Genomic DNA, 22,660 nt, shown 5'->3' with positions numbered 1-22,660 from the left:
GGACTTTTACTAAAAGGCCCTTGGCACTAAATCCGGGGGCACCTCAGTCGAAACACTGAATTCGTTTGCAATAAAATAGAAAAACAAACTTTTTGCAAAGACCTCATGCTCAGCATTAAAGCGTGAAAAATCGAAAGTGACATTTTTTCCATTCATTACCAGTTGAAAGCTCGAACCACTACGAAAATCAGTCAGAGACCTCACTTTATTGTCAAAATCGTCCTGATATCTGACAACATCCGGCAGTGGCGGCAATGAGTTTGAAAACTGGAGTAGGGCACCCGAAATCTCGCCAAGTTGTATGGTTGCTAGCTTGTTCACCCGAGGCCTTTCGGAATGGATTTCAATATTTCAATACGATCATCTAAGACTTTTGACCATACATCCGAAAGCCTGTCTTCGAATACAGCCCGAGCATAGCGTCTTGGCATATCGGAGGTTCTCGCCCATCCAAAAAAGGTTCTGAGCTGTTGTAACGCCTCGTCCATGGGTACATTCTTAGATAGAAGCTGATTTAGTCGCACAACAGCAGCGGTGTGACGCAAATCATGGGGCTCAATAGATTTTTTTCCAGTTCGTTCATGAAGAACACGAACCATATCTGCTGGTAACGCAGTGGTGAGTTTTGCAAAATAAGCCGTTAATGAATCGTGTGAGAGCGGCGTATTCCATTGTGTGTTCAGTAAAAACGGATGGTCAGGTTTCCCTCGGAAATTCTCGATATAAGTCTGAATCAGGTTTGCTGTAAGCTCGCTTACAGGCACCTGCCGGATGGAGTCTGCAGTTTTAATGCTTGGTTTGTTATATCGCTTGTCCTGGTCGGCATGCTTTTCATCATCCTGAATATTCATCCAATAGCGCTGGCGTAGCTGCCTTTTATCAAAACCAGATTTGACGACATCTGCGGGCAAAAGCAGAAGTTCGCCTCTGCGCAAACCTTGATGGAGCATCAGGACAAACGCTAGGAAGACAGTCCATTTTGTTCTGACTCTAGAAAATGGATTTTCAGGAGACTCCGGATCAAGAGTTTCGTAGAGATGGCTTACTACAACTGCGGGCAAGGATCTCAGAATATCTGGGCGTTTTGACTTCCTGATCCTCAACTGTCCATATAACGCATCCAAGTGCATTAGCCGTTTTTCAGCCTCGACCAATTTTCCTATGGCAGTTCCACTCTTGGTCAATCGTAGAACGACATCCTTTACGAAAGACATGCCCGCATACCATCGTTTCTGTGTTGACTCGGTAACCTCCGAGCGATTTCGAAGAGAAACGAAGTAGGCCTCAAGCAAATTGCCAAGCTCCTCAATACGGCAACTTCCCAATATATCGTCGAGGCAGCCTGGACCATGCATCTGGTCGGCAAATACGTACAGCGCCTCGATATGACGTAAGCGCTGCATCTCAGTCGATACCGCGAGATCATTCGTGCGCAATATTGACCAGACAGTGACCCAATATCTGGGCAGTCCATTTTCATCCGTAAGTAGCGGTGAACACAGTTGGTCCGGTACATGCAAGCTATTGATGGGGTTTCGGTAAGGCATAAGAGATCAAGCGCAATAGTCAAGCAACACTGAAATATAACCAGAATGCTTGCTCTGTTGCTATCGAGATGCATGGTGTCGATCAAAAACAGCAACACTCAGAAATATACCAGTCCCGCGCATAATTTGTATTATGTAAAATTCGCAAGCTGATCGGCATACTAAAACAACGTCAATTGTCGAGGACCGTTAAGGTATTCATCGAACGCCATTTGAAAGCGCTGCAAGCGCTGTTCCCGCGTGGTGTCGCGCAGATGTAAGCCATAGAGCCGGATCACCTCACCAGACCAACCAAGGGCCGCTAGTCGGCCCTTTTCTTTTGCGGCAACCCGATACCAACGACGGAGGCAGGCAGACCGGCCACGGCAAGCACGAATGCGCCAGTACGCATTACGGAACCCGGACGCGTCATTAAGGAAGCTGGAAAACATCGGGAAAAGAATACAAGCAAAAACGTCCGAAAGCCTTGATATGAGGCATTCAAGGATTGTTCTCGTTGCAATGTGTCCTAGTTATAAATTAAGCCGCGCTGCGCGCGGCGGTCTCCTCGCTCCGCTGCGGGGAGCCGCCAGCGCCGCACGGACTAACCCACACAATGACAGCAATCGCGCCAGACGAAGCAAAGGCGGTTTATGGAGGGGCGATAGCTCTGCAGCGCATCCGACACAACAGGCGACAGCCCTGCACCCGCTGCTCGGTCATTACCTTGATCCGATCTAAATAAGAAAAGGGCCACACGGAATTAGATGGCCCCTTGCGCGGTGTCGCGCCAAACGATTGACGCGGTAAAGACACTCCCGACGCTAGAGATTTACGCCACTGTTTGTTTGTATGTACATACATACAAACATCGATGTACGTACGAACACAGCGCCGGCCGGCAGCGATTTACCGCCCTTACACATCAAATCGACTCACCCGGCGTTGCAACACGCTCGACGTAGAGCATGAGGATTATTTCAGACCGGGCTTTACTGCTTGATCGAGACCGGAGCGCATCCGGCATGAAGAAAAAGCCCGAACTATCCGCCGTGTTTTTTTCTTCATCGAGACCGCCCAACAGCACCACATCATTTTCGGCAACAACTACCGATGTTGATAGTTCGCGCTTTAGGAGTGTCGGGCTGTTGTTTACGCCGGTTTCCGTTTTAACGAAGCTAGAGAGCTGTTGAAAGATTTTCAGTTCTGCCAGCTTGCCCCGGATTTCGGGCTTTAGATCGAGTATGACGCCAGCCGGTTTGTATTCCACGGACTGGACGCTTTGCCCGTTACCTTGATAGTTCACGGCACCGAGTACGGGCGTTTCAGAGCCGACAGAGAAACGAGCCGCGCCGCCCGATTTCACCCTGATCTGGGGAGCCGATACGATTTTGAATCGACTGTCAGAATTGATGGCCGACCACAGGGCATCAAGACCACCGACTCTAAACTGTATGCCGTTTTTGTTATCGGCACCGCCTTGCCATGACACAGACGCCGAGCCAATAGCGCCGGCCGCTTTGAGCAGGAAATTTAGTGCACTCCCCTCACCGCTACCGGTCTGGACTTCCATGATGACGGCTTTGACGAGCATTTCCGGGATTGGTCTATCGACTTCCTGCAGGAGCCGTTTAACCATCGCCAATTCTGCCGGTTTCCCTTTGACGACCAATGAATCTTTGTCCGCCTTGTCGATCATCGAATTAACGTTCGTTCCGGTTTCATAGCCCTGAGACATTGCCGCTTGTTGTCCAGGGTACGCACCGCCCTGTTGATATTGCGGTATTGCGCGCTGACTGGCGACCGCTTGCCGGGGAAGAATTCCGCCGATAAGGTCCGACAGATACGACACCGAACGATATTTCGGGAGATAAACAAACATATCGCTTTCAATCTCTCCCGGCCGGCGAAGGTGATAGATGCCCTCATGACGGACCAACTCAAAACCACGCCCTTTTACGACCTGGCGCAATTGTTCGACAGCTTGAGCCGGCGTTACTTTGCGAATGACGAAATTCAACAGTGAGCGATCCTCGACAACTTCCGAGGCAACTATTACCGATTCACCGGCCACATCTTCGAGGACAACGCGCGCGAGATCCGCAACGCCGACCTGCACCATTTTGAAAGAGACCTCACCGGCTGCAGACACGACACCAGAGAACAACGCCAGCAGGAGAAATAGCGTTTTCATGGCTTTGGCCCGGTCATGTGCGTAACAGGAACAACCGCCCCGCCCCACGTTGTTGCGAATCCGCCTTCTGGCAATTCGAGTTCCAGCGTCATCGCTGTTTCTTTGTAATTTGGCGGCGCAATGATGAATCGCGTTGTCTGGCCATCGGTCAGAACCACCCGCACAACATCGGCCGACCGATACCACCCGACAATGCGCCATTTATCGGACTGCGGAGGCACAGACGCGACAGGAGCGGCCGACGACTTTCCACCGATCGGAGCAGCGGCCGCAGCGGGAACCGACTCTGCAGGTTTTTGTTTTGGGTGAAAGAAGCCCCAGACGCCCCAGATAGCCAAACCGAGAACGGGAATCATCAATGGCAGCACCACCTTGAAAAGCGCTCCCTTCAGGACATTGCCCCGGCCATCAATGTTTTGCTCGACTGCAGCCACACCGCCTTCTGTTTTTTGGCTATGGCTTAAGAACAGCGGAAAGTACTTTGGATTGTATGAACGCTGAATGGAGTTCGACGGTTTGCCGCGAACCTTTGCCCTTTGGAAAACATCGACGCGATAGCGACCGGAAAGGCCGACCGCCGTTAGCTTGGTCATGAGGTACGTTTCCTCAATGACGCCGCGCAATTGGCGGTTTGCATCCATGATGTCTTGACAGATAACCGCTAAATCACAAGTGACACCGGTTACCGGATGCGGCATTTGGCGATGCATACGGAAGAAGTTTTGCACCCGCGCAGGGCGTTTTTCTCCGTCAGCATCTTTTGGACCGAAGCCATCCCAGAAACGCCAAATTTCATCCAGTACCACTAAATCACCGGGCTGGATGGTTGTTACGGTTTCCGGCTTATCCGTGTCAGTGCGCCAGAACATAGGCTCAAGCACTGCAGCATGATCAACGCGGAAAATCTCCCCTATTTTGCCGGCCTCGATCCCCTCTTCGATCAGCAGCGCTTTGAACGCCTCGCCATCGAGACCAGCGATATTGGAGACAACGCGCCGACCTTGAGCCAACGCGTTTTTGATAACAACCGAGACAACTTCATAGGTTTTTCCGGACCCCATAATTCCGGTGTAAGCCTTGATCGCCATTATCCGATTACCGGCAGACGACGGATAAGGAAGCGCGACACCCACGCGGATATCAGCAACGGCACCGCGAATTGCAGTTGGAAAGCATCGAGCCAGAACCAGACACCAGCACTCAGGCCAGTGAACGCCGAACTAAGGCCGGCAACGCCAATGTATGGGGCAAGGTATTCAATGGCGACCGGGACGAGCAGCGCGACCAATGCAAAGATGGCAGTAAAAACCGTAAATTTGACGATGATTTCACGAAGGAGAAAGCCGAAGATAGGAGCCAGCAGCGGAGCGAATAGCATTTTTTAAGCCCCCAAAAGAATCCAAAGCGCGGAAATTACCCAGACGACCACAGAGGCCGTTTGAAGCGCTGACCAATGGTCCGTTATCAATTGGCAGTGCGAATCGATTGTGTAAGTCACACCGTTCCAGCCAAAGCCGGCCACCGGACACTGCGAAGAATGCCCAGGCATTGACCACGCCTTTAGCGGATTGAATGTTGCGCCCCAATGGTCAGCCCAATCAGGAACCGTAGGGTCATCTACCTCGGTCGTCGGCTTCATTAAATCCGTAATGGAATCTGCAGCCGTTTTGGCCTCGCCCGTACGGGCATAGTCGCTTGGCCACTGGAGATCAATAGGCTTGGTTGAATCCTGCGTAACCGTAGGAGTATTAACAGGCGACACAGTCTCACCCTGCGGTAACGTAGTCGGAGAAGCGGACGCCGAAGGCGACGCAATAGACCCCGGAGCGGTTTGCGTTGAAACCGCTGTGACCGTCGCAGTCGCAGCATCCACCGTGGCAATCGTTGTTTTCACTTGGGTCTGCGTCGCGGTCTGAATCTGCGTCATTTCCTTGACCGTAAAGGTCTGCGCACCCGGCGTGACTTCCCACATTAACGGCTGACCGCTGGAGTTAGTACCGTAGGCAATGACCTTGCCATCCCTGAGCATCGGAGCCACCTTTGAACCGTCCGCAGACGCCCCGCAATTCATATCGTCAGCCGTGGCAAATTGCCCGTTAGACACCAACATATCGCAAATTTTGTCGTCCGCTACCTGCCTAGCATTAACAAGGATGCACGACCCCGATTGCGACTGATACCCCGCAGGGCAATTCACCGCCCCACTTTTCTGCGCGATCCAGTTGTAATTAACCGTGGCGTCATATGCAGCACAACCCGGCTGAGAAGCCGAGTGCGTTTGCGTTCTCGTGCCCGAACACTGCACCGAATAAGCATCATATGGATAGGCAGTATTGAGCGTATACGTATTGGTCAGGTTGCAGCCGTCCACATTCCCACCCGGCGACTGGAGCCCAATGGAGGACGAACAAACCTGCGAATCCGACGACGCAACCGGCGCCGCCGAACTCGGAGCAGCTGGCGCAGGCGGATTAGCCGAGGTCGTTGTGCCAAGCGGTACCCTTACCGCGTTGTCCATAGCATCCGTGACCGTGAGATACATCCCCGCAATGCCGATAGCACCGGCAAGCCCGGCCAACGTATAGGTTGCGCCGCTGACCGTCGATGTCATGTAAGCCGCATAGATCAAAGGGGGCAAAAAGGCCTCGGACCGCTTGACCGGAAACACCGACAGGACAAAGAACACCAGCGCCATCATGGCCGCGCTTTGCCTTTTGGGTTGATACATCATTTCATGCCCTCGATTGCCGCCCAACCGGAAACGATGGCGAAAAAAGCAATCATCAAATACCAGAGTTCGTTAGTTGGAAACATGTTTTTCCCCGCTGAAACAAAAACGGGGAGCCGAAGCCCCCCGTAGCCATCCAGTTACCCGGATTAGCCGCCCTTGACAGCGCCGAGAACCATCTTTGCGCCCTTCCAAGCGATGTACACAACGATCAGCGCGGCAGCGACGCCGAGCATGGCCGTAGTGACAGTGCCGAAATCGACCGCAGCAGTCAGGGTCGTCAGATCAGGACCAACGGCATGCGCATTGACACCGAAGAAACCCATAACAAGGCCGAGACCGGCCATCAACAGAGCACGAGCTTTTTTGAACATTTGAACACCTCATTACATTTTGGTCTGAATTGGCAGACCTTCCATTCGCCCAGTCTGGGCAGAACCTTTACCAATGCCGGACCGCGTTAATAATCAGCCCGATGTTTTTGCCGACGATCCAGACACCGACGACAAAGGAGAAGAAAAAGGAGAACAGCGCGGCCGCTTTTACGTAGTCGAATGGCTCAGAGGTGCCACCCGTACCCGTTGCCGCCTCAAGAGCCGCAACCGATGCAGCCAACGATAAAAGAGATACAGTTTGAGCCGGTGCCGTAATCGACGTGACCCCCGGCGACCAGCTAATCCCCGACCCAGACGCATACGTGAGCACGAACGTTGAACCCACAATCACAGGGTCTTTAGAGCAACCAATCACCCGAGAGGCGCTGTAATTACTAACCGCGAAATAGGTATTTATATTTGCCCTAACAGTCTCGCAGTCCGTTGAATCAATCGGAATAGACGGCCAGCCAGTGACCGCAAGTGACCCGGCAACGCCCGGACCAGAAAGCAGCGCCAGCAGGAGAACGAGAACGCGCATCATGACGACACCCCGGCAACCCAAAAACAGTCATTTGAAGTTGAAACCCACATTTGGCAATCAACGTTGATACCCGTATGAAGCTGGAGCATTGACCACGCGGATTTAATGGCTTCCGGCATCGACGCACCGCCGATCCAATGCCGCTGTTTAGCCGGGACTTTCAAATCCCTAACGTGCCAATAACGCTTTTTCTCAGAACAAGAGGAATCAAAGGTCTTTGCCAGATACTTGGTCAGATACCCGGCCAATTTATTGACCTTCCATTGACGGCCAGTGTGACCCCAACGCTTCTTATCCGGATTGGTGACATTGACCGCGCCGGGCGTGTTTTCCCCGCGTTCGTCGCCAGTAAAGCCCAAGGCCTTATACCAAGCCATCCGGAGGAAGTTGATACGCTGCCAGCCTTTGACAGCGCAATGAATGTGATACGCGCCCCGGTCCTGTTTCTCGAGAACAGCGACGTATTGCCAACCAGGGACGCCCACCACACCACGCCAGCCCGAGCGAACCAAGCGCAGAAATTTAGTGAAATCCGCCCTAGCCTGTTCCCGGTCAGTCTGGTTTTCGCGGTAGGTGAGCGTAAATAGGCGGTCCGCTTGCATGACCTTGCAAAGCCATCTGATGTTTTGCTTTGCACGACGGACGGCACGATTATGGTTTGCAACCCGGTCAAACTCGACAGCCGAGGGGTCTAATTCAGCTTTACGAGCACGCTCCACCGATGCAGACGCCGAAATAGCGCCGGGGCACTCAAAGCGCCTCTTTATTTGTTCCATCTGCATGGGTCGAACTGTTTTCACGATAGCCTCAAAATCACCGCTTGCAAATTCCCGCATATTCATGTAGTAATTTTTTTCTTGCTCTTGTAGAATCTCGTTCATGCCTTGTGACTTCCGGTAAAAGTTACTTGGTTAAAAGCCCCGTCAGACGCCAATCTGCACGGGGCTTTGCTTTTCTACTTAGGCTTTTGCCGCCTCTTGCTTTGCGACAGCAGGACGACCAGCGCTTGCAGTGCCCTCAAACGAAAACATGACACCGATGATTTTGTCCTCGGAAAATCCGCGACCGGCGCGAAATTCAACGTTGTAATCTCCGGGCGTTACACCTTCCGGGGCGAGTGCATCCGGAACGGTCAGAGTGCCAACATCGATACCACCATCGGGCAGGTGCAAAATCACTTTGCACTTATGCGAAACAACCTTGCGCGGTGCGCCACCAGCGACCGGATACAGGTTTTCTTTACGTTCAGCACCAACAACGGTTACGCGAGTTTTCATGACGGAAATGCTCCTAAAATAACGGTCTTATTGACCTAGATATGCCCACCTTGGGCTTGAAACGAAATGGCTATCGACGACCGCGAATATTCAAACGACAGATACTTGAACCGGGACAACATCCCAAAACGGGAAAACAACTGGGGAGTAGTCTTAAAACAACGAGCCACCAGCTACATTCCAGAGCAACGACAGAAAAAAATGCCATGGTTACCGCTGATCGTTGCTTGCATTTGGGCCGTAGCAATCTGCATCTGGACAGTCATATTGAATTTCCCGCAAAAGTAGAGCCGTTGACAAATCAAGGGACTAAGCCCAACGTTCACATTGTGCCGTCTAGCGGCCAGACACATGAGCAACTGCTCATGACCAAGAGTTTACATGAGCACTTGCTCATGTCAATGGTTCTGGAGAATATTTTTATGGAATTACGCGACTACATCGACACCGGCGCAAAGAAGGCCGGAAGCCTCACAGCCCTTGGCCTAATGCTAGGCATGAGCCAGCCGCAAATTTCAGGCGTAAAAGCGCATAGACGCAGCCTGCCAATGAAAGCGGCAGTAGAGCTTGCAGAATTTATTGGAGCCGACCTAAAGGCCGTGATAGCCGCCAATGAATTGGTGACGGAGAAAGACGAGAAGAAGCGCGCCTTCTGGCACCCTTTTGTCAATCATGCGAAAGCCGCGAGCATTGCGCTAGCGTTTAGCCTTGTCACAAATTTTGTGACACCCTCACCCGCTGAAGCAGCCCCACTACGTTATGAGGCAAGGGCCGACTTTGTATTATGTTAAATATAGTGGCAAGAAGAAAAAAAGAGGATCAATTCAGATCCTCCTCCTTGAGCAACGGCAGGTTCAGTATCTGAATACCCTCGTCCCGCAGTTCATCGCATTCATCTTCACTGGCCTGGCCGCGAATCGGCCGCTGTGGTGCCTCGTTGTAATGAATCTTGCGTGCCTCGTCAGCAAACGAGTGGCCGACATCCTCACTATGGCTAACGATACTCTGGATGAGTTGGCGATAAAGCGACATGGCCTGTGTCCCGACCGGCATCAATGCGGTACTCGTCGGCGTCTTGGCTTGAATGGCTGGCGACTCGCTGAGTTGCTCGACGTGATGCCCGGAAATTGACACGGCGGAAGGTACACGCCGGACATTGTGGCTATCGCATTGCGGACAGCAGACAAGCCTGTCCTCCAGCTGGGATTCAAAAGCGCCGGCATTCTGGAACCACCCTTCAAACCGGTGATTGTTGTCGCAGTTAAGGTCGTAGATGATCATGTGTTCATTCGTGGTGCCCGGGACGGGAATCGAACCCGTACACTCAAAGAGCGAGAGATTTTAAGTCTCTTGTGTCTACCAATTTCACCACCCGGGCTGGGTGCAGTCATTATATCGGCGCCCGATATGAAAAAAGGGAAAGCGACCAGCGCTTTCCCTTTTCTATTTGGAGCGGCAGAAGAGTCTCGAACTCTCGACCTATACCTTGGCAAGGTATCGCTCTACCAACTGAGCTACTGCCGCAAAACCTTGGAGGCGCGAGCCGGAGTCGAACCGACCTACACGGATTTGCAATCCGGTGCATAACCGCTTTGCTATCGCGCCGTGCCTCTTTTACTACTAAAAACTGGATTAACTAAAATCCAGTTTCAGAAAATCTGGAGCGGCAGAAGAGTCTCGAACTCTCGACCTATACCTTGGCAAGGTATCGCTCTACCAACTGAGCTACTGCCGCGCTGAAACAGAGCGCGCATTATAGGCGACACAAGGGAATTGTCAACATTCCGCCACTACTTTTCTGCGGTTCGTTTTGCAATTTCTGGCCAGGCCATACGCAGGTAGTAGCCCATGGACCAGAGGGTCAGCAAGGCTGCTATCCAGATCAACCAGTTACCGAATCTTTGCATATCAGCGCCAAGCAGCGGCTGGTAATAAAGGAGGATGGGAATGGCCAGCATTTGAGCGGCTGTCTTGATCTTGCCAAGCATCGACACGGCGACGCTTTTTGCTGCGCCGATCTTGGCCATCCATTCGCGCAGTGCTGAAATGGTGATTTCGCGGCCGATGATGATGCTGGCAACGATGGCATCGGTTCTGCCTAGTTCAACGAGCACGATCAGCGCTGCGGCGACCATCAGTTTGTCGGCTACCGGGTCGAGAAAAGCACCAAATGCCGATGTCTGGTCGAGCTTTCGCGCCAGATAGCCGTCCGCCCAATCGGTCAGGGCGGCAGCGACGAAAATGGAGGTTGCTGCGAGATCGCGTTCATGCGAGGTGGCCCAGTCTGCCGGCAGATAGTAAACAGTAATCAGCAGCGGTATCGCCACGATACGAAGCCAGGTCAGCAGGATGGGCAGATTGAAGGGCATGGTTCAGTGTAATGCGGAATGTATCTTTTCAGCCATATCCCGGCTGATGCCCGGCACTTCGGACAACTGCTCCGGGCTGGCGGCGAGTACGCCGGGCAGGCCGCCAAATCGGGCAACCAGCGCTTTCCGGCGGGCCGGTCCAACGCCCGGCAGGCTTTCCAGTGTTGAGGTTTTTCGCGCCTTGCCATGCTGGGCACGATGGCCTGTGATGGCGAAGCGATGAGCTTCGTCGCGTATTTCCTGGATCAGGTGCAACGCGGGGTGTTCCGCCGGCAATTGTAATGGCTCGCGACCATCCGGGAAAACAAGTGACTCCAAGCCGGGCTTACGCCCTTCTCCCTTGGCAACACCGATCATCGGCAAATGGGCTAGGCCGAGATCGGCAAGGGCGGAAAAGGCGGAAGCAACCTGCCCTTTTCCACCGTCAATCAGGATAAGGTCAGGTGCAGTGCCCTCACCGGCAGCAATGCCGTCGTAGCGCCGACTGACGGCCTGGCGCATTGCCGCATAGTCGTCGCCGGGGGTGATGTCGCGAATGTTGAAACGCCGGTAATCAGCGTTTTTCATGCGGTTTTCCTGGTAGACCACACACGAAGCAACCGTTGCTTCACCCATCGTGTGACTAATGTCAAAGCATTCGATACGTACGATGGGTTCGGGCAGTTGCAAGGCTTCCTGCAGCGCTGCTAGTCGTTTTTCTTGCTGCTCGGTTGCCTGGCTTCGCGCCAGGATAGCCAGCTTGGCGTTCTGAAGGGCCATCTCGACCCAGGCTTTGTGAGAAAGGCTACGTGCTTGCATGACAGGAACCTGGCGCCCGGCCAGTTCGGCCAGCACCGCTTCGCTCTCTCCTGGCTCATCTTCGGTCGGCCATGGGTTAACCAGCAAGCGTGAAGGGGCCGGATGAATGGCGTAGTGCTGGCGAATAAAGGCGGCGCAGGCGTCGGCCGGATCGGATTCGCCAGCATTGATCGGAAAGAACGGACGGTCGCCGAGATGTCGGCCGCCCCGGACCATGGCCAGGTTGACGCACAACTGCCCTGCTTCCTTGTGGGCGACCAGGATGTCCATGTCCTCGCCCTTGTTGCTTGAGACAAACTGTTTTTCCTGTACATGGCGCAGTGACTGAATCAGATCCCGATAGACCGCGGCCTGTTCGAAGGCGAGGCGTGCGGAAGCCGCTTCCATTGCTTGATTAAGCCGCTTTGAGACTTCCTGCTGTTTGCCAACGAGGAACATCGAGGCCAGTTGAACATCCGTCGCATAATCTTCCGGCGTTATCAATCCGACGCATGGTCCGCTACAGCGTTTGATCTGATACAGCAGGCATGGCCGCGAACGGTTTGCGAACACGGACTCTTCGCAGGTACGCAGGCGGAACATTTTCTGCATCAGGTGGATGCTGTCGCGCACCGCCCAGCTTGATGGATAGGGGCCAAAGTAGTCGGCCTTGCGATCGGGGTTGCCGCGAAAGAAGCCGAGCCGGGGGAAGTTCCCTTTGGTGAGAACGATGTACGGGTAGGATTTGTCGTCGCGAAAAAGGATGTTGTAGCGTGGCGAAAGCGACTTGATCAGATTGTTTTCAAGCAACAGCGCCTCGGCCTCAGTGCGCGTTGCCGTGGTTTCCACGGTCGCGATCTGGCTGACCATGTGTGCGATGCGCGGGCTGGAAACGTTTTCCCGGAAATACGACGAAACCCGCTTCTTGAGGTTCTTGGCCTTGCCGACGTAAAGAACGGCGGCGTTGTCATCCAGCATGCGATAGACGCCGGGTAATTCAGTCAGCGTGGCCAGGAAAGCCTTGGCGTCAAAACTCATCTTGAGGGTTCAGGCGAGGTGGGTTTTGACCCCGGCAAACACTGCTTCGAAGCTTTCACGGGAAAGCCTGCCGGTGCGCCAGTTATAGCCACTGCAATGATAGCTGTCGACAAGTATTCGCCCGTCCGGCAAGGCGTGACTGACATTGTGGCCGAACGTGAATTCCTTGAGTTTGAGGCCGTAAGCCCAGAGCAGCGCCTGGTGGGCTATTGCGCCAAGGGCGACGATGACTTTGAGTCTGGACATTGCCGCCAGTTCAGCCTTCAAATGGCCATTGCACTGGCGAATTTCGGCTGTTGTCGGCTTGTTGGCCGGCGGCAGGCAGCGCACGGCATTGGTGATGCGGCAGTTGCTCAGTTGCATGGATGGGTTGGCCCAATGGTCGGCCCCCAGTGGTACTGGTTGGCTGGCAAAGCCGAAGCGGTGCAAAGCGGGGTACAGCAGTTCGCCGGCGACGTCTCCGGTAAAGGGGCGACCGGTCCGGTTGGCCCCCTTTTCGCCCGGACCGAGGCCGACCACAAGCAGCTCTGCATCAAGTGAGCCAAAAGCGGGAACAGGCAGGGCGTGCCAGTCCGGATCGCGCTGGCGTATGTTGGAAAGGTGCTCGGCCAGTCGTGGGCAGGCTATACAGCTAGTGGGATCTTGAAATCTTGACATGGTGGGGATGTTAGCATGGCGGCCATGCAGCTTCATTGGGACATCTTTTGCCGGGTTATCGACAACTTCGGCGACATCGGGGTTTGTTGGCGTCTTGCCAGGCAACTGGTAGCCGAGCACGGCCGCGAGGTACGTTTGTGGGTCGATGATCTGGCCAGCCTGCAGCCTTTGTGTCCGTCAGTGGATCCGTTGAAATCAAGGCAGTTCTATCAGGGCGTTGAAATTTGTCTCTGGGCCGAGGATGCTGCGGTCGACTGCCCGGCCGATGTCGTTATCGAGGCTTTCGCCTGCGACCTACCAGCGGCTTACCTGGCGGAGATGAGCCAATGCTCGCCAAAACCATGCTGGATCAATCTCGAATACCTGAGCGCAGAATCCTGGGCAGAGGAGTGTCACGGCATGGCGTCGCCCCACCCCACCCTTCCCTTGATAAAATATTTCTTTTTCCCCGGGTTTTCTGCAAAGACTGGTGGGTTGTTGCGAGAAAACGACTTGTTTGCCGAGCGTGATCGCTTTATTGCGGCAACTCCGACAATCGACTCGCTTGAAGTCAGCCTGTTTTGCTATGACAAGGCCCCGGTTGGCGCCTTGCTGGATGCCTTCCGGGATTCAGCCATTTCTATTGTTTGTCATGTGCCACCGGGCAAGCCATTGGCGGCGGTACAGGCTCATTTGGGTGGAAGTGGGCCGTGGCAGCTTGGCAACGCGCTGATTCAGCCGATCCCTTTCATGCCGATTGACGATTTCGATCACTTGCTTTGGCGCTGCGACATCAATTTCGTGCGTGGCGAGGATTCGTTCGTGCGTGCCCAGTGGGCCGGCAAGCCGTTTGTCTGGCACGTATACCCGCAGGACGATGGGGCACATCTGACCAAGCTGGAGGCGTTTCTCGGGTGTTATGGCGAAGGACTGGATGAGCAAATGAAAACGGTCGTCCGCAGGATGTTTGTCGCATGGAATCTCGGCCGCAATATCGCTTCAGCCTGGCAGGGCTTCGTTGACAGCAGGGCCGCCATTTCCCGCCACAACCAGCAATGGGCCGAAAGGCTGGCCGCGAACCCCGATTTGGCAACGGCACTCGTCAAATTCTGTGCGGCCAATGTATAATTTAACGTTTTTCCCTTTTCTGATCTTAGAGAATCCCGAATGAAAACCGCAATGGAACTCCGCTCCGGCAACGTCATTATGGTCGGTGCCGACCCGCTCGTCGTTCAGAAGAGCGAATACAACAAGTCCGGCCGCAACGCCGCTGTTGTCAAAATGAAACTCAAGAACCTGTTGACCGGTGCCGCTTCCGAAGCGGTTTACAAGGCCGACGACAAGTTCGAACAGGTTATTCTCGACAAGAAGGAAGTCACCTATTCCTACTTTGCCGACCCGATGTATGTGTTCATGGATGCCGACTACGAGCAGTTTGAAGTCGAAGCTGAGAACATGACCGACGCACTGAAGTATCTGGAAGATGGCCTAGCTTGCGAAGTTGTTTTCTACAACGGCAAGGCCATTTCCGTCGAACTACCCAACAGCGTTGTGCGCGAAGTGATTTACACCGAGCCGGCCGTCAAGGGCGACACCTCGGGCAAGGTCATGAAGCCGGCCAAGCTGGCGACCGGTTTCGAATTGCCGGTTCCGGCTTTCGTCAGCATTGGCGACAAGATCGAAATCGACACCCGTACCGACGAATACAAGAACCGCGTCAAGTAATCTGCGGCTCCTTCAGTGTTTTATTCGGGCAGCTTCGGCTGCCCGAATGCATTTCAGGCCATCAGTTTTGCGATGGTCTGCTGGGCGGCGATATAGGTGCGGTCGAATTGCAATACTTCCCAGTCTTTTGCGGACACTTTGGGGATGAGTGCCTCGACTCGCTGACCGCGCAGCGGATCGATTACCGGCTTCCAGTTTTCGAGCACCTCGCCGACGACATCCGGCGCATTACACACGAGCAGCATGTCACAGCCGGCCTTGTAGGCTGTCTCGACGCGGTTGAGCATGCCACCGACCACACCGGCGCCGGCCATCGACAAATCGTCGGTAAAAACCACCCCGTTAAACTTGATGTCATTTCTCAAATAACTTATCCATTTATTTGAAAATACAGCTGTATTGCAATCTACACAGTTGTAAATAACGTGTGCTGCCATGACGCCATCGAGTGGTAGTTGCCGGTAGGGAAGGATGTCTTCCTGCATGGCTTCCAGTGCCCGATCATCGACCGGCAATTCGACGTGCGAATCGGGAACGACGTAACCGTGCCCGGGAAAATGCTTGCCGCAGCTGCCCATTCCGGCCAGATGCAAGCCTTCGCCAAGAGCGGCAGCCAGGGCGATGACCGCCACCGGCTGGCGATGGAAGGCGCGGTCGCCGATGACACGCGATGGGCCATAGTCGAGGTCGAGAACCGGCGTGAAGGAGTAATCGACGCCTCGGGCGCGCAGTTCAGCTGCCAGCACGTAACCGACTTGGCGTGCCGCGGCGAGCGCCGTATCCGGATTGTCATCCCAAAGCTTGCCCAGCGCGGCCATCGCCGGCAAACGGGTGAAACCGTCGCGGAAGCGTTGCACCCTGCCCCCTTCGTGATCGACGGCAATCAGCAGCGCGGGTGTGCGCAGGGCGTGGATTGCCGCGGTCAAGACCGACAGTTGCTCGGGATCGGCATAGTTCCGGGAGAAGAGGATGATCCCGCCGACCAGCGGGTGGCAGAGCCGTTCGCGGTCGAGATCGGTCAGTTCGGTGCCGGCGATGTCTATCATCAGCGGGCCGAGCGGCAAATGCGTCATGCGTGCTCCAGAATGACGTAGGCGACTGCGTATTCCGCTTCGTCGCTGATCGAAAGATGGGCGTTGAGGTTTTTGTTTTTGAGCATTTTTTCCAGTTGACCGTGGAAGTGCAGTTCCGGCTTGCCCAGATCGTCATGGCCAACCGCAATTGCCGTCAACGTAGCCGGCGGACGCACGCCAGTGCCGAGCGCCTTGCTGAAAGCTTCCTTGGCAGCAAAACGTTTGGCGAGAAAGCGACCTTTGTCGGCCGCCTTGGCGAATTCTTCCATTTCCTGCGGCGCCAATAGTTTCTCCAGCGCCTTGTCGCCATGCCGCTCCCACATGCCGCGCAGGCGGGCAACGGCGACGATGTCGGTGCCGATGCCGTAAATCATTCGGGGGAAATCGCCGCTTCGCGCATCAAAACCTTCATTTCGCGGACTGCCTCGCGCAGACCAACGAAAATGGCACGGCTGACGATGGCGTGGCCGATGTGCAGTTCGCGTATTCCGGCCAATCGCGCAATTGGCTGAACGTTGTAGTAATTCAGCGCATGCCCGGCGTTGAAACGCATGCCGAGTTGGCGCACAGCTTGCCCGGCCACGCGTACCTTGTCGAGTTCGGCGAGCACAGCCGGCGCTTCTGCATCGCGGCCTTTATCGTAAAAGGCGTGGGCGTAGGGACCCGTATGGATTTCGCAGACGCGCGCGCCAATCCGGGCGGCGGATTCGATTTGTGGGACATCGGCATCGATGAATACGCTGGTAACGATACCGGCATCGGCCAAGCGCGAGATGACATCCTTTAGTCGAACTTCCTGCGCAAGAATATCGAGGCCGCCTTCAGTCGTGACCTCGTGGCGCCCCTCGGGAACCAGCATGGCCATTTCCGGCTTGAGAGCACAGGCAATGCCGACCATTTCGTCGGTCGCCGCCATTTCGAGATTGAGCTTGATCTGGGTAGTTTCACGCAGGCGACGAACGTCGGTGTCCTGAATGTGACGACGATCTTCGCGCAGATGTACGGTGATGCCATCGGCCCCGCCCAGATGGGCTTCGACGGCGCCCCAGACCGGGTCTGGCTCGTAAGTCCGGCGGGCCTGGCGGATGGTCGCCACGTGGTCAATATTGACGCCAAGTTCGATCATAGCTCCTGCAACTCCTTGAATATTTTGCGTGTTTCCAGTTCTTTTCCAGCCAGATAATAGGCTATCAGCGTGCGCATCAAGGCCTTGCTTTCATAGCGTGATCGCGGGTCAGTAAAGTCCTCGGCCTCGAGATCGAGCAAGGTCTTGCCAATAACAATCTGGGCCGCTGCCTCTTCGTGTTCAAGGCGTACCGGCCCTTGTTCCATGCGGTAAGTGTAAAACGCTTCCGGGAGGATCGGGCTGCCGGCGCTATCGTGATTTAGCGTCAGGCCATAGCCCAGTTCCTGCAGGAGCGCCTTTTCGAAGCAGCGCAAGTCTGCTTCGCGGACTTTACCCGACGGATCGGCCGCCAATCGAGCCAGCATCTTGGTGTAGTGGGCGAATAATTGCTCATGCGCATCTTCACGCGGTAGCAGGTGCATCAGCAGTTCATTGAGGTAATAGCCACAGAATAGTGCGTCGCCGGAAAGCAAGGGCTGCCCACCCTGCCATTCTGCTTTCATCAGGGTCAGCACTTCTCCCTTGCCGGCCCAGCCAATTTCGATCGGCTGAAAAGCCATGAGCAGCCCGCGGATCGCCGAACGCGGTCGGCGTGCACCACGCGCCAGCAAGGCCATCCGCCCGAAATCGCGGGAAAATACTTCAACAATGAGGCTGGTTTCCCGAAAGGGATAGCTGTGCAGAACGTAAGCCGGCTGGCCGTCGACTTTGCTGCGCAGGTTCATTCGTAGCCGAGGCTCTTCAGCAGCCGTTCATCATCGTTCCAGCCGGACTTTACCTTGACCCATATTTCAAGATAAACCTTGCCGCCGAACAGGCGTTCCATATCCTGCCGCGCCTCAGAGGCAATGCGCTTGAGCTGTTCGCCACCCTTGCCGATTACGATGGCCTTGTGGCCCTCACGGTCGACGACGATAGCGGCAAAAATCCGACGTAGATCGCCTTCGGTTTCAAACCGCTCAATTTCGACTGCTGTGGCATATGGCAGTTCGTCGCCAAGCAGGCGAAAGACCTTTTCGCGAATGTATTCGGAAGCAAGGAAACGTTCGCTTTTGTCAGTCAGGTCATCTTCCGGGAACATCAGGCCATCGTTGGGCAGATGTTTCTTGGCCTCATTCAGCAGGTCTTCTGTCTGCCGCCCCTTGGCCGCACTGACCGGAATGATGGCGGCGTAATCGTGATCGGCTGCAACCTCAGCCAGGAATGGCAGCAAGGCTGCCCGATCCTTCTGCAAATCGGTCTTGTTGACGACCAGGATAACCGGCCGGTCCTTGGGCAGCAGGCGAACGACAGCCTTGTCCTTGGCATCATAACGGCCGGCCTCGACGACAAAAATCACGACGTCGACATCGCTCAGAGTTTGCGTTACCCCACGGTTCATCGCCCGGTTCAGAGCATTGGAGTATTTCGTCTGAAAACCTGGTGTGTCGACAAAGACGAACTGCGCGTCATCCTTGGTCAGAATGCCGGTGATGCGGTGACGCGTAGTCTGCGCCTTGCGTGAGACGATGCTGATCTTTTCGCCGATCAGCTTGTTGAGCAGCGTTGATTTGCCAACATTGGGACGACCGACGATGGCGATATATCCGGAACGGAATTTTTTCATGCAGTGAGTTCTTTCAGCGCCTTGTCGGCAGCAACCTGTTCGGCAATACGCCGGCTTGAGCCATGGCCGACAGTTCGCAAGGAAGGGGATTCTATTTCGCAGGCCACCTCGAAGCGTTGCTCATGAGCTGCGCCGGTGGCTTCGAGCAGTTGATAGCGAGGCAATGGCTTCTTACGCCCCTGCAACCATTCCTGCAGACGGGTTTTCGCATCTTTTTGAAACTCGCCGGGCTTCAGCTTGGCAAGCAATGGCGCGTAGAGTTTGTCGATGACGGCCTGTGCCGCCAAAAAACCGGCATCTAGATAAATGGCGCCGAACAGCGCTTCCAGCGCATCGGCCAGAATTGATGGACGTAGCGCCCCACCACTTTTCAGTTCGCCCTCACCAAGACGCAGGGCATCGCCGATATTCAGGCCGATCGCCAGTTGATGCAGGGCGTCCTGATTAACCAGATTGGCGCGCAATCGGGAGAGATCACCTTCCGGCAGTTCAGGGAAGCGGTGAAACAAGGCGGCCGCAATAGCGCAGTCGAGAATGCCATCGCCGAGGAACTCAAGGCGCTCGTTATTCGGCACGCCAAAGCTGCGATGAGTCAGCGCGGTCCGAAGAAGAAGCGGGTCGGAAAACGAGTGGCCAAGTTGACGGGCAACAGAGGATGCGGTCATGCCTTATCCAGCGGTCGACCCCTTGTAGTCGATCAATAGACTGACATTCAAAAAGAGCGGAATACGCTTTTCATACTCAAAGGAAATTACAACCTTGCCATTTTCCTTCGTAATATCCAACTGACTGGCCTTGAAATCGAGCGTATCAACTTCAGCAAACTTATCGAAAGATTTGCGAATATCAGCGACAGTTGAATCCGGGCCGGCTTTGGCGGCTGTCGCCTTGATATCCTTGAGAATTTTCTGGTATTCAATAAATGTCGGGGTTACTTTCATGCCCAATACGGCAATCAGAATGAGAACGACGCTCCAGAACATCAGCCCGGACAGGGCAACGCCACGTTGATTTTTCATCATATCCCCTTACCTGAATGAACCGATCCGGCTGAAATCACTGAAATTCAACCAGATAAAGAACGCCTTGCCGACAATGTTCGCCTCGGGTACGAACCCCCAGGCCCTGCTGTCACGGCTGTTGTCGCGATTGTCGCCCATCATGAAATAGTGACCGGCCGGCACTTTGCAACTCACGCCAGCAGCATTGTAAGTGCAATTTTCGCGGTGCGGAAAGCGGGCAGCATCAGGGATAAAGGCCGGAGCATCAGCATCGTTCAGGGCACGATGTTCGGTATCCCCAAGTTTTTCTAGAAGTTGCTCGGAGTAGTAAAGTCGCTCCGGGTGCAGATAGTCCCCTGTTTTCTGCGTCGGGACAGCCTGGCCATTGATGGTCAGTCGCTTGTTCTGATAGGTCACGGTATCACCGGGCAAACCAACGACTCGTTTGATGTAATCGAGTGAGGGATCTTCCGGATAACGGAAAACCATGACATCGCCACGCTGCGGGGTGTTTATGTCGATAATTTTTTTGTTGATCACCGGCAGACGAACCCCGTAGGTGAACTTGTTAACCAGAATAAAGTCACCAACCAGCAAAGTCGGAATCATCGAGCCAGAGGGGATCTTGAACGGCTCGAAAAGAAATGAGCGCAGAACAAAAACAATCAGGATGACCGGAAAGAAACCAGCCCCCCACTCCACCCAGAGAGGTTCCTTAGCATCTCTTGCACGCAACTTTCGGAATTTGAGGACGTCCACCGCATACAGCACACCGGTTGCTACCAGCAGGACAAACAGAATCAGGGCAAAGTTCATCGCTATTCTCAGTTATCGACGCGCAGTACAGCCAGAAAAGCTTCCTGTGGTATTTCGACGCTACCGACCTGCTTCATGCGTTTCTTGCCGGCCTTTTGTTTTTCCAACAGCTTTTTCTTGCGGGATATATCGCCGCCGTAACACTTGGCCAGCACATCCTTGCGCATTGCCTTGACGTTCTCACGCGAAATGATGTGTGAGCCGATAGCGGCCTGAATGGCCACGTCGTACATCTGGCGGGGAATCAACTCGCGCATCTTGCTCGCCAACTCCCGACCGCGATATTGGGCATTGGCTCGGTGCACGATCAGCGACAAGGCGTCGACCTTTTCACTGTTGATCAGGATATCCAGCTTGACGACATCAGCTGCGCGGTACTCCTTGAAGTCATAGTCGAGGGATGCGTACCCTTTCGAGCAAGACTTCAACTTGTCAAAGAAATCCATGACCACTTCGGCCATTGGCATTTCATAGACCAGCTTCACCTGGCGGCCGTGATAGTGCATGTCGACCTGGTTGCCGCGTTTCTGGTTGCACAACGTGATGACGTTGCCCAAGTAATCCTGTGGCACGAAGATGGTCGCCGTGATGATCGGCTCGCGGACTTCTTCTGTTTTAGTGATATCTGGCAGCTTGGCCGGATTTTCGACCTCAACGATGGATCCATCGCGCATGACGACCTGATAGACCACCGTTGGCGCCGTGGTGATCAAGTCCTGATCGAATTCACGCTCCAGACGTTCCTGGACGATTTCCATGTGAAGCAAGCCAAGAAAGCCGCAGCGGAAACCAAAACCAAGCGCCTGAGAGACTTCTGGTTCGTAGTGCAGCGAGGCATCGTTAAGCTTGAGCTTCTCGAGCGATTCTCGCAGCGAGTCGTACTGGTTAGATTCGATAGGGTACAACCCGGCGAAAACCTGCGGCTTGATTTCCTTGAAGCCCGGTAGCGCTTCGGTGGCCTTGCGGTCCATCCTGGTGATCGTGTCGCCCACCTTGGCAGCCTGCAGTTCCTTGATGCCGGAAATAACGAAACCAACCTCTCCTGCCCGCAATGCCTCGCGTGACTCGGACTTGGGAGCGAACACGCCAACCTGCTCGCACAATTGCTGTGCGCCTGTCGCCATGAAGAATATTTTATCTTTAGGCCTCAATACACCATCAACAACGCGCACCAGCATGACAACGCCGACGTAATTATCGAACCACGAATCGATGATCAATGCCTTGAGCGGCGCTTCAGGATCACCCTTGGGTGGCGGGATGCGTGCGACAACGGCCTCCAGGATATCTTCGACACCCAGACCGGTCTTGGCAGAAGCAAGTACGGCTTCGGAGGCGTCAATCCCGATGACATCTTCAATTTCCTGGCGGGCATTTTCCGGATCGGCCGAAGGAAGGTCGATCTTGTTCAATACCGGCACTACCTCAACATCAAGCTCAAGCGCCGTGTAGCAATTGGCCACAGTCTGAGCCTCGACACCCTGCGATGCATCGACCACCAGCAAGGCGCCTTCGCAGGCCGATAGGGAGCGGGAGACTTCGTAGGAAAAGTCGACGTGTCCCGGTGTGTCGATCAGGTTCAGGTTGTAAACCTTGCCATCACGCGCCTTGTAGTTCAGCGCTGCCGTCTGTGCCTTGATGGTAATACCGCGCTCGCGCTCGATGTCCATCGAGTCGAGCACCTGTGCTTCCATCTCGCGATCTGAAAGGCCGCCGCAGAGGTGAATGATGCGATCGGCCAGCGTTGATTTGCCGTGGTCGATATGCGCGATGATCGAGAAGTTTCTAATATGATCCATTGGTGCCAGTAAAAAAGGGCGCTGTCCGGCGCCCTTCCCTTTTCAGAAGAC

26 protein-coding genes and 4 tRNA genes are annotated in these 22,660 nt (G+C 54.5%); 3 read left to right on the top strand and 27 right to left on the bottom strand.

Going from position 1 to position 22,660, the window contains the following annotated elements; translation table 11 throughout:
- Positions 1-9: 9 nt before the first annotated feature.
- From KI613_RS10705 to KI613_RS10660, 10 genes are all read right to left on the bottom strand, one after another.
- Complete coding sequence (locus tag KI613_RS10705) at positions 10-321, bottom strand: hypothetical protein (RefSeq protein ID WP_226405603.1); 312 nt, start codon at positions 319-321, stop codon at positions 10-12.
- Entirely contained in the window at positions 318-1,403 is a 1,086-nt protein-coding gene (locus KI613_RS10700) for a tyrosine-type recombinase/integrase (RefSeq protein WP_226405602.1), read from the bottom strand. The genes KI613_RS10705 and KI613_RS10700 overlap by 4 nt, the downstream gene beginning before the upstream one ends.
- A 1,048-nt stretch (positions 1,404-2,451) precedes the next feature.
- Positions 2,452-3,720 (bottom strand): type II secretion system protein GspD, encoded by a 1,269-nt coding sequence (locus KI613_RS10695; protein WP_226405601.1) that lies wholly within the window; start codon positions 3,718-3,720, stop codon positions 2,452-2,454.
- Entirely contained in the window at positions 3,717-4,808 is a 1,092-nt protein-coding gene (locus tag KI613_RS10690) for a zonular occludens toxin domain-containing protein (protein WP_226405600.1), read from the bottom strand. Before KI613_RS10690 ends, KI613_RS10695 begins: the two co-directional genes overlap by 4 nt.
- Positions 4,808-5,098, bottom strand: a complete 291-nt coding sequence (locus KI613_RS10685) for a hypothetical protein (protein WP_226405599.1) — start codon at positions 5,096-5,098, stop codon at positions 4,808-4,810. The genes KI613_RS10690 and KI613_RS10685 overlap by 1 nt, the downstream gene beginning before the upstream one ends.
- A gap of 3 nt (positions 5,099-5,101) precedes the next feature.
- Entirely contained in the window at positions 5,102-6,451 is a 1,350-nt protein-coding gene (locus KI613_RS10680; RefSeq protein ID WP_226405598.1) for a hypothetical protein, read from the bottom strand.
- Between the two features lie 146 nt (positions 6,452-6,597).
- A complete protein-coding gene (locus tag KI613_RS10675) occupies positions 6,598-6,822 on the bottom strand; it encodes a hypothetical protein (RefSeq protein ID WP_226405597.1) in 225 nt (74 codons plus the stop codon).
- Positions 6,823-6,889: 67 nt separating this feature from the next.
- Entirely contained in the window at positions 6,890-7,366 is a 477-nt protein-coding gene (locus KI613_RS10670; protein ID WP_226405596.1) for a hypothetical protein, read from the bottom strand.
- Positions 7,363-8,247: a rolling circle replication-associated protein gene (locus KI613_RS10665; protein WP_226405595.1), complete on the bottom strand. Its 885-nt coding sequence runs from the start codon at positions 8,245-8,247 to the stop codon at positions 7,363-7,365. Before KI613_RS10665 ends, KI613_RS10670 begins: the two co-directional genes overlap by 4 nt.
- A 78-nt stretch (positions 8,248-8,325) precedes the next feature.
- A complete protein-coding gene (locus KI613_RS10660; RefSeq protein WP_226405594.1) occupies positions 8,326-8,643 on the bottom strand; it encodes a hypothetical protein in 318 nt (105 codons plus the stop codon).
- Positions 8,644-8,849: 206 nt separating this feature from the next.
- On the opposite strand from KI613_RS10660, the gene KI613_RS10655 reads away from it, so the two are divergent.
- Positions 8,850-9,434, top strand: a complete 585-nt coding sequence (locus KI613_RS10655; protein ID WP_226405593.1) for a hypothetical protein — start codon at positions 8,850-8,852, stop codon at positions 9,432-9,434.
- A gap of 28 nt (positions 9,435-9,462) precedes the next feature.
- Here KI613_RS10655 and KI613_RS10650 read toward each other — a convergent pair whose 3' ends face one another.
- The 8 genes from KI613_RS10650 to KI613_RS10615 all read right to left on the bottom strand — a co-directional run bounded on the left by KI613_RS10650 (position 9,463) and on the right by KI613_RS10615 (position 13,484).
- The gene (locus KI613_RS10650; RefSeq protein ID WP_226405592.1) at positions 9,463-9,924 is read right to left on the bottom strand and encodes a DUF1178 family protein; all 462 of its coding nucleotides are present in this window, start codon (positions 9,922-9,924) and stop codon (positions 9,463-9,465) included.
- An 11-nt stretch (positions 9,925-9,935) separates the two neighbouring features.
- Positions 9,936-10,021, bottom strand: a tRNA-Leu gene (locus KI613_RS10645).
- Positions 10,022-10,091: 70 nt separating this feature from the next.
- Positions 10,092-10,167: transfer RNA gene (locus KI613_RS10640), tRNA-Gly, on the bottom strand.
- Positions 10,168-10,174: 7 nt separating this feature from the next.
- Positions 10,175-10,248, bottom strand: a tRNA-Cys gene (locus KI613_RS10635).
- A gap of 54 nt (positions 10,249-10,302) precedes the next feature.
- Positions 10,303-10,378, bottom strand: a tRNA-Gly gene (locus tag KI613_RS10630).
- 55 nt (positions 10,379-10,433) lie between these two features.
- The gene (pgsA, locus tag KI613_RS10625) at positions 10,434-11,012 is read right to left on the bottom strand and encodes a CDP-diacylglycerol--glycerol-3-phosphate 3-phosphatidyltransferase (RefSeq protein ID WP_226405591.1); all 579 of its coding nucleotides are present in this window, start codon (positions 11,010-11,012) and stop codon (positions 10,434-10,436) included.
- Between the two features lie 3 nt (positions 11,013-11,015).
- On the bottom strand, positions 11,016-12,827 hold the full coding sequence (gene uvrC / locus KI613_RS10620; RefSeq protein WP_226405589.1) for an excinuclease ABC subunit UvrC: 1,812 nt from the start codon (positions 12,825-12,827) through the stop codon (positions 11,016-11,018).
- Between the two features lie 9 nt (positions 12,828-12,836).
- Positions 12,837-13,484, bottom strand: coding sequence for a uracil-DNA glycosylase (locus tag KI613_RS10615; RefSeq protein WP_226405588.1), 648 nt, complete (start codon positions 13,482-13,484; stop codon positions 12,837-12,839).
- Between the two features lie 15 nt (positions 13,485-13,499).
- Between KI613_RS10615 and earP the strand changes: the two genes are divergently transcribed.
- Together earP and efp are read left to right on the top strand one after the other, a co-directional pair.
- A complete protein-coding gene (earP, locus tag KI613_RS10610; protein ID WP_226405586.1) occupies positions 13,500-14,591 on the top strand; it encodes an elongation factor P maturation arginine rhamnosyltransferase EarP in 1,092 nt (363 codons plus the stop codon).
- A gap of 39 nt (positions 14,592-14,630) precedes the next feature.
- Positions 14,631-15,188, top strand: coding sequence for an elongation factor P (gene efp / locus KI613_RS10605; protein ID WP_226405584.1), 558 nt, complete (start codon positions 14,631-14,633; stop codon positions 15,186-15,188).
- A 53-nt stretch (positions 15,189-15,241) separates the two neighbouring features.
- Here efp and nagZ read toward each other — a convergent pair whose 3' ends face one another.
- From nagZ to lepA, 9 genes are read right to left on the bottom strand one after another with little or no spacing between them, the layout of a single operon-like run.
- Positions 15,242-16,261, bottom strand: a complete 1,020-nt coding sequence (gene nagZ / locus KI613_RS10600; protein ID WP_226405582.1) for a beta-N-acetylhexosaminidase — start codon at positions 16,259-16,261, stop codon at positions 15,242-15,244.
- Positions 16,258-16,635 carry a holo-ACP synthase gene (gene acpS / locus KI613_RS10595; RefSeq protein WP_226405562.1) on the bottom strand — a complete coding sequence of 126 codons (378 nt, stop codon included), beginning with the start codon at positions 16,633-16,635 and terminating at the stop codon, positions 16,258-16,260. The genes nagZ and acpS overlap by 4 nt, the downstream gene beginning before the upstream one ends.
- A complete protein-coding gene (locus KI613_RS10590) occupies positions 16,632-17,387 on the bottom strand; it encodes a pyridoxine 5'-phosphate synthase (RefSeq protein WP_226405561.1) in 756 nt (251 codons plus the stop codon). Before KI613_RS10590 ends, acpS begins: the two co-directional genes overlap by 4 nt.
- Complete coding sequence (recO, locus tag KI613_RS10585; RefSeq protein ID WP_226405560.1) at positions 17,384-18,112, bottom strand: DNA repair protein RecO; 729 nt, start codon at positions 18,110-18,112, stop codon at positions 17,384-17,386. Before recO ends, KI613_RS10590 begins: the two co-directional genes overlap by 4 nt.
- Positions 18,109-18,993, bottom strand: a complete 885-nt coding sequence (gene era, locus KI613_RS10580) for a GTPase Era (protein WP_226405559.1) — start codon at positions 18,991-18,993, stop codon at positions 18,109-18,111. Before era ends, recO begins: the two co-directional genes overlap by 4 nt.
- Positions 18,990-19,658 carry a ribonuclease III gene (gene rnc, locus KI613_RS10575; RefSeq protein WP_226405558.1) on the bottom strand — a complete coding sequence of 223 codons (669 nt, stop codon included), beginning with the start codon at positions 19,656-19,658 and terminating at the stop codon, positions 18,990-18,992. The genes era and rnc overlap by 4 nt, the downstream gene beginning before the upstream one ends.
- A gap of 3 nt (positions 19,659-19,661) precedes the next feature.
- Positions 19,662-20,015 carry a DUF4845 domain-containing protein gene (locus KI613_RS10570; protein WP_226405557.1) on the bottom strand — a complete coding sequence of 118 codons (354 nt, stop codon included), beginning with the start codon at positions 20,013-20,015 and terminating at the stop codon, positions 19,662-19,664.
- 6 nt (positions 20,016-20,021) lie between these two features.
- Positions 20,022-20,810, bottom strand: coding sequence for a signal peptidase I (gene lepB, locus KI613_RS10565; RefSeq protein ID WP_226405556.1), 789 nt, complete (start codon positions 20,808-20,810; stop codon positions 20,022-20,024).
- Between the two features lie 8 nt (positions 20,811-20,818).
- Entirely contained in the window at positions 20,819-22,609 is a 1,791-nt protein-coding gene (gene lepA, locus KI613_RS10560) for a translation elongation factor 4 (protein ID WP_226405555.1), read from the bottom strand.
- Between the last annotated feature and the right edge of the window lie 51 nt (positions 22,610-22,660).

The sequence above is a fragment of the Ferribacterium limneticum genome (assembly GCF_020510585.1).
GTDB lineage: Bacteria > Pseudomonadota > Gammaproteobacteria > Burkholderiales > Rhodocyclaceae > Azonexus.
This window is presented reverse-complemented; position numbering and strand designations above follow the sequence as displayed.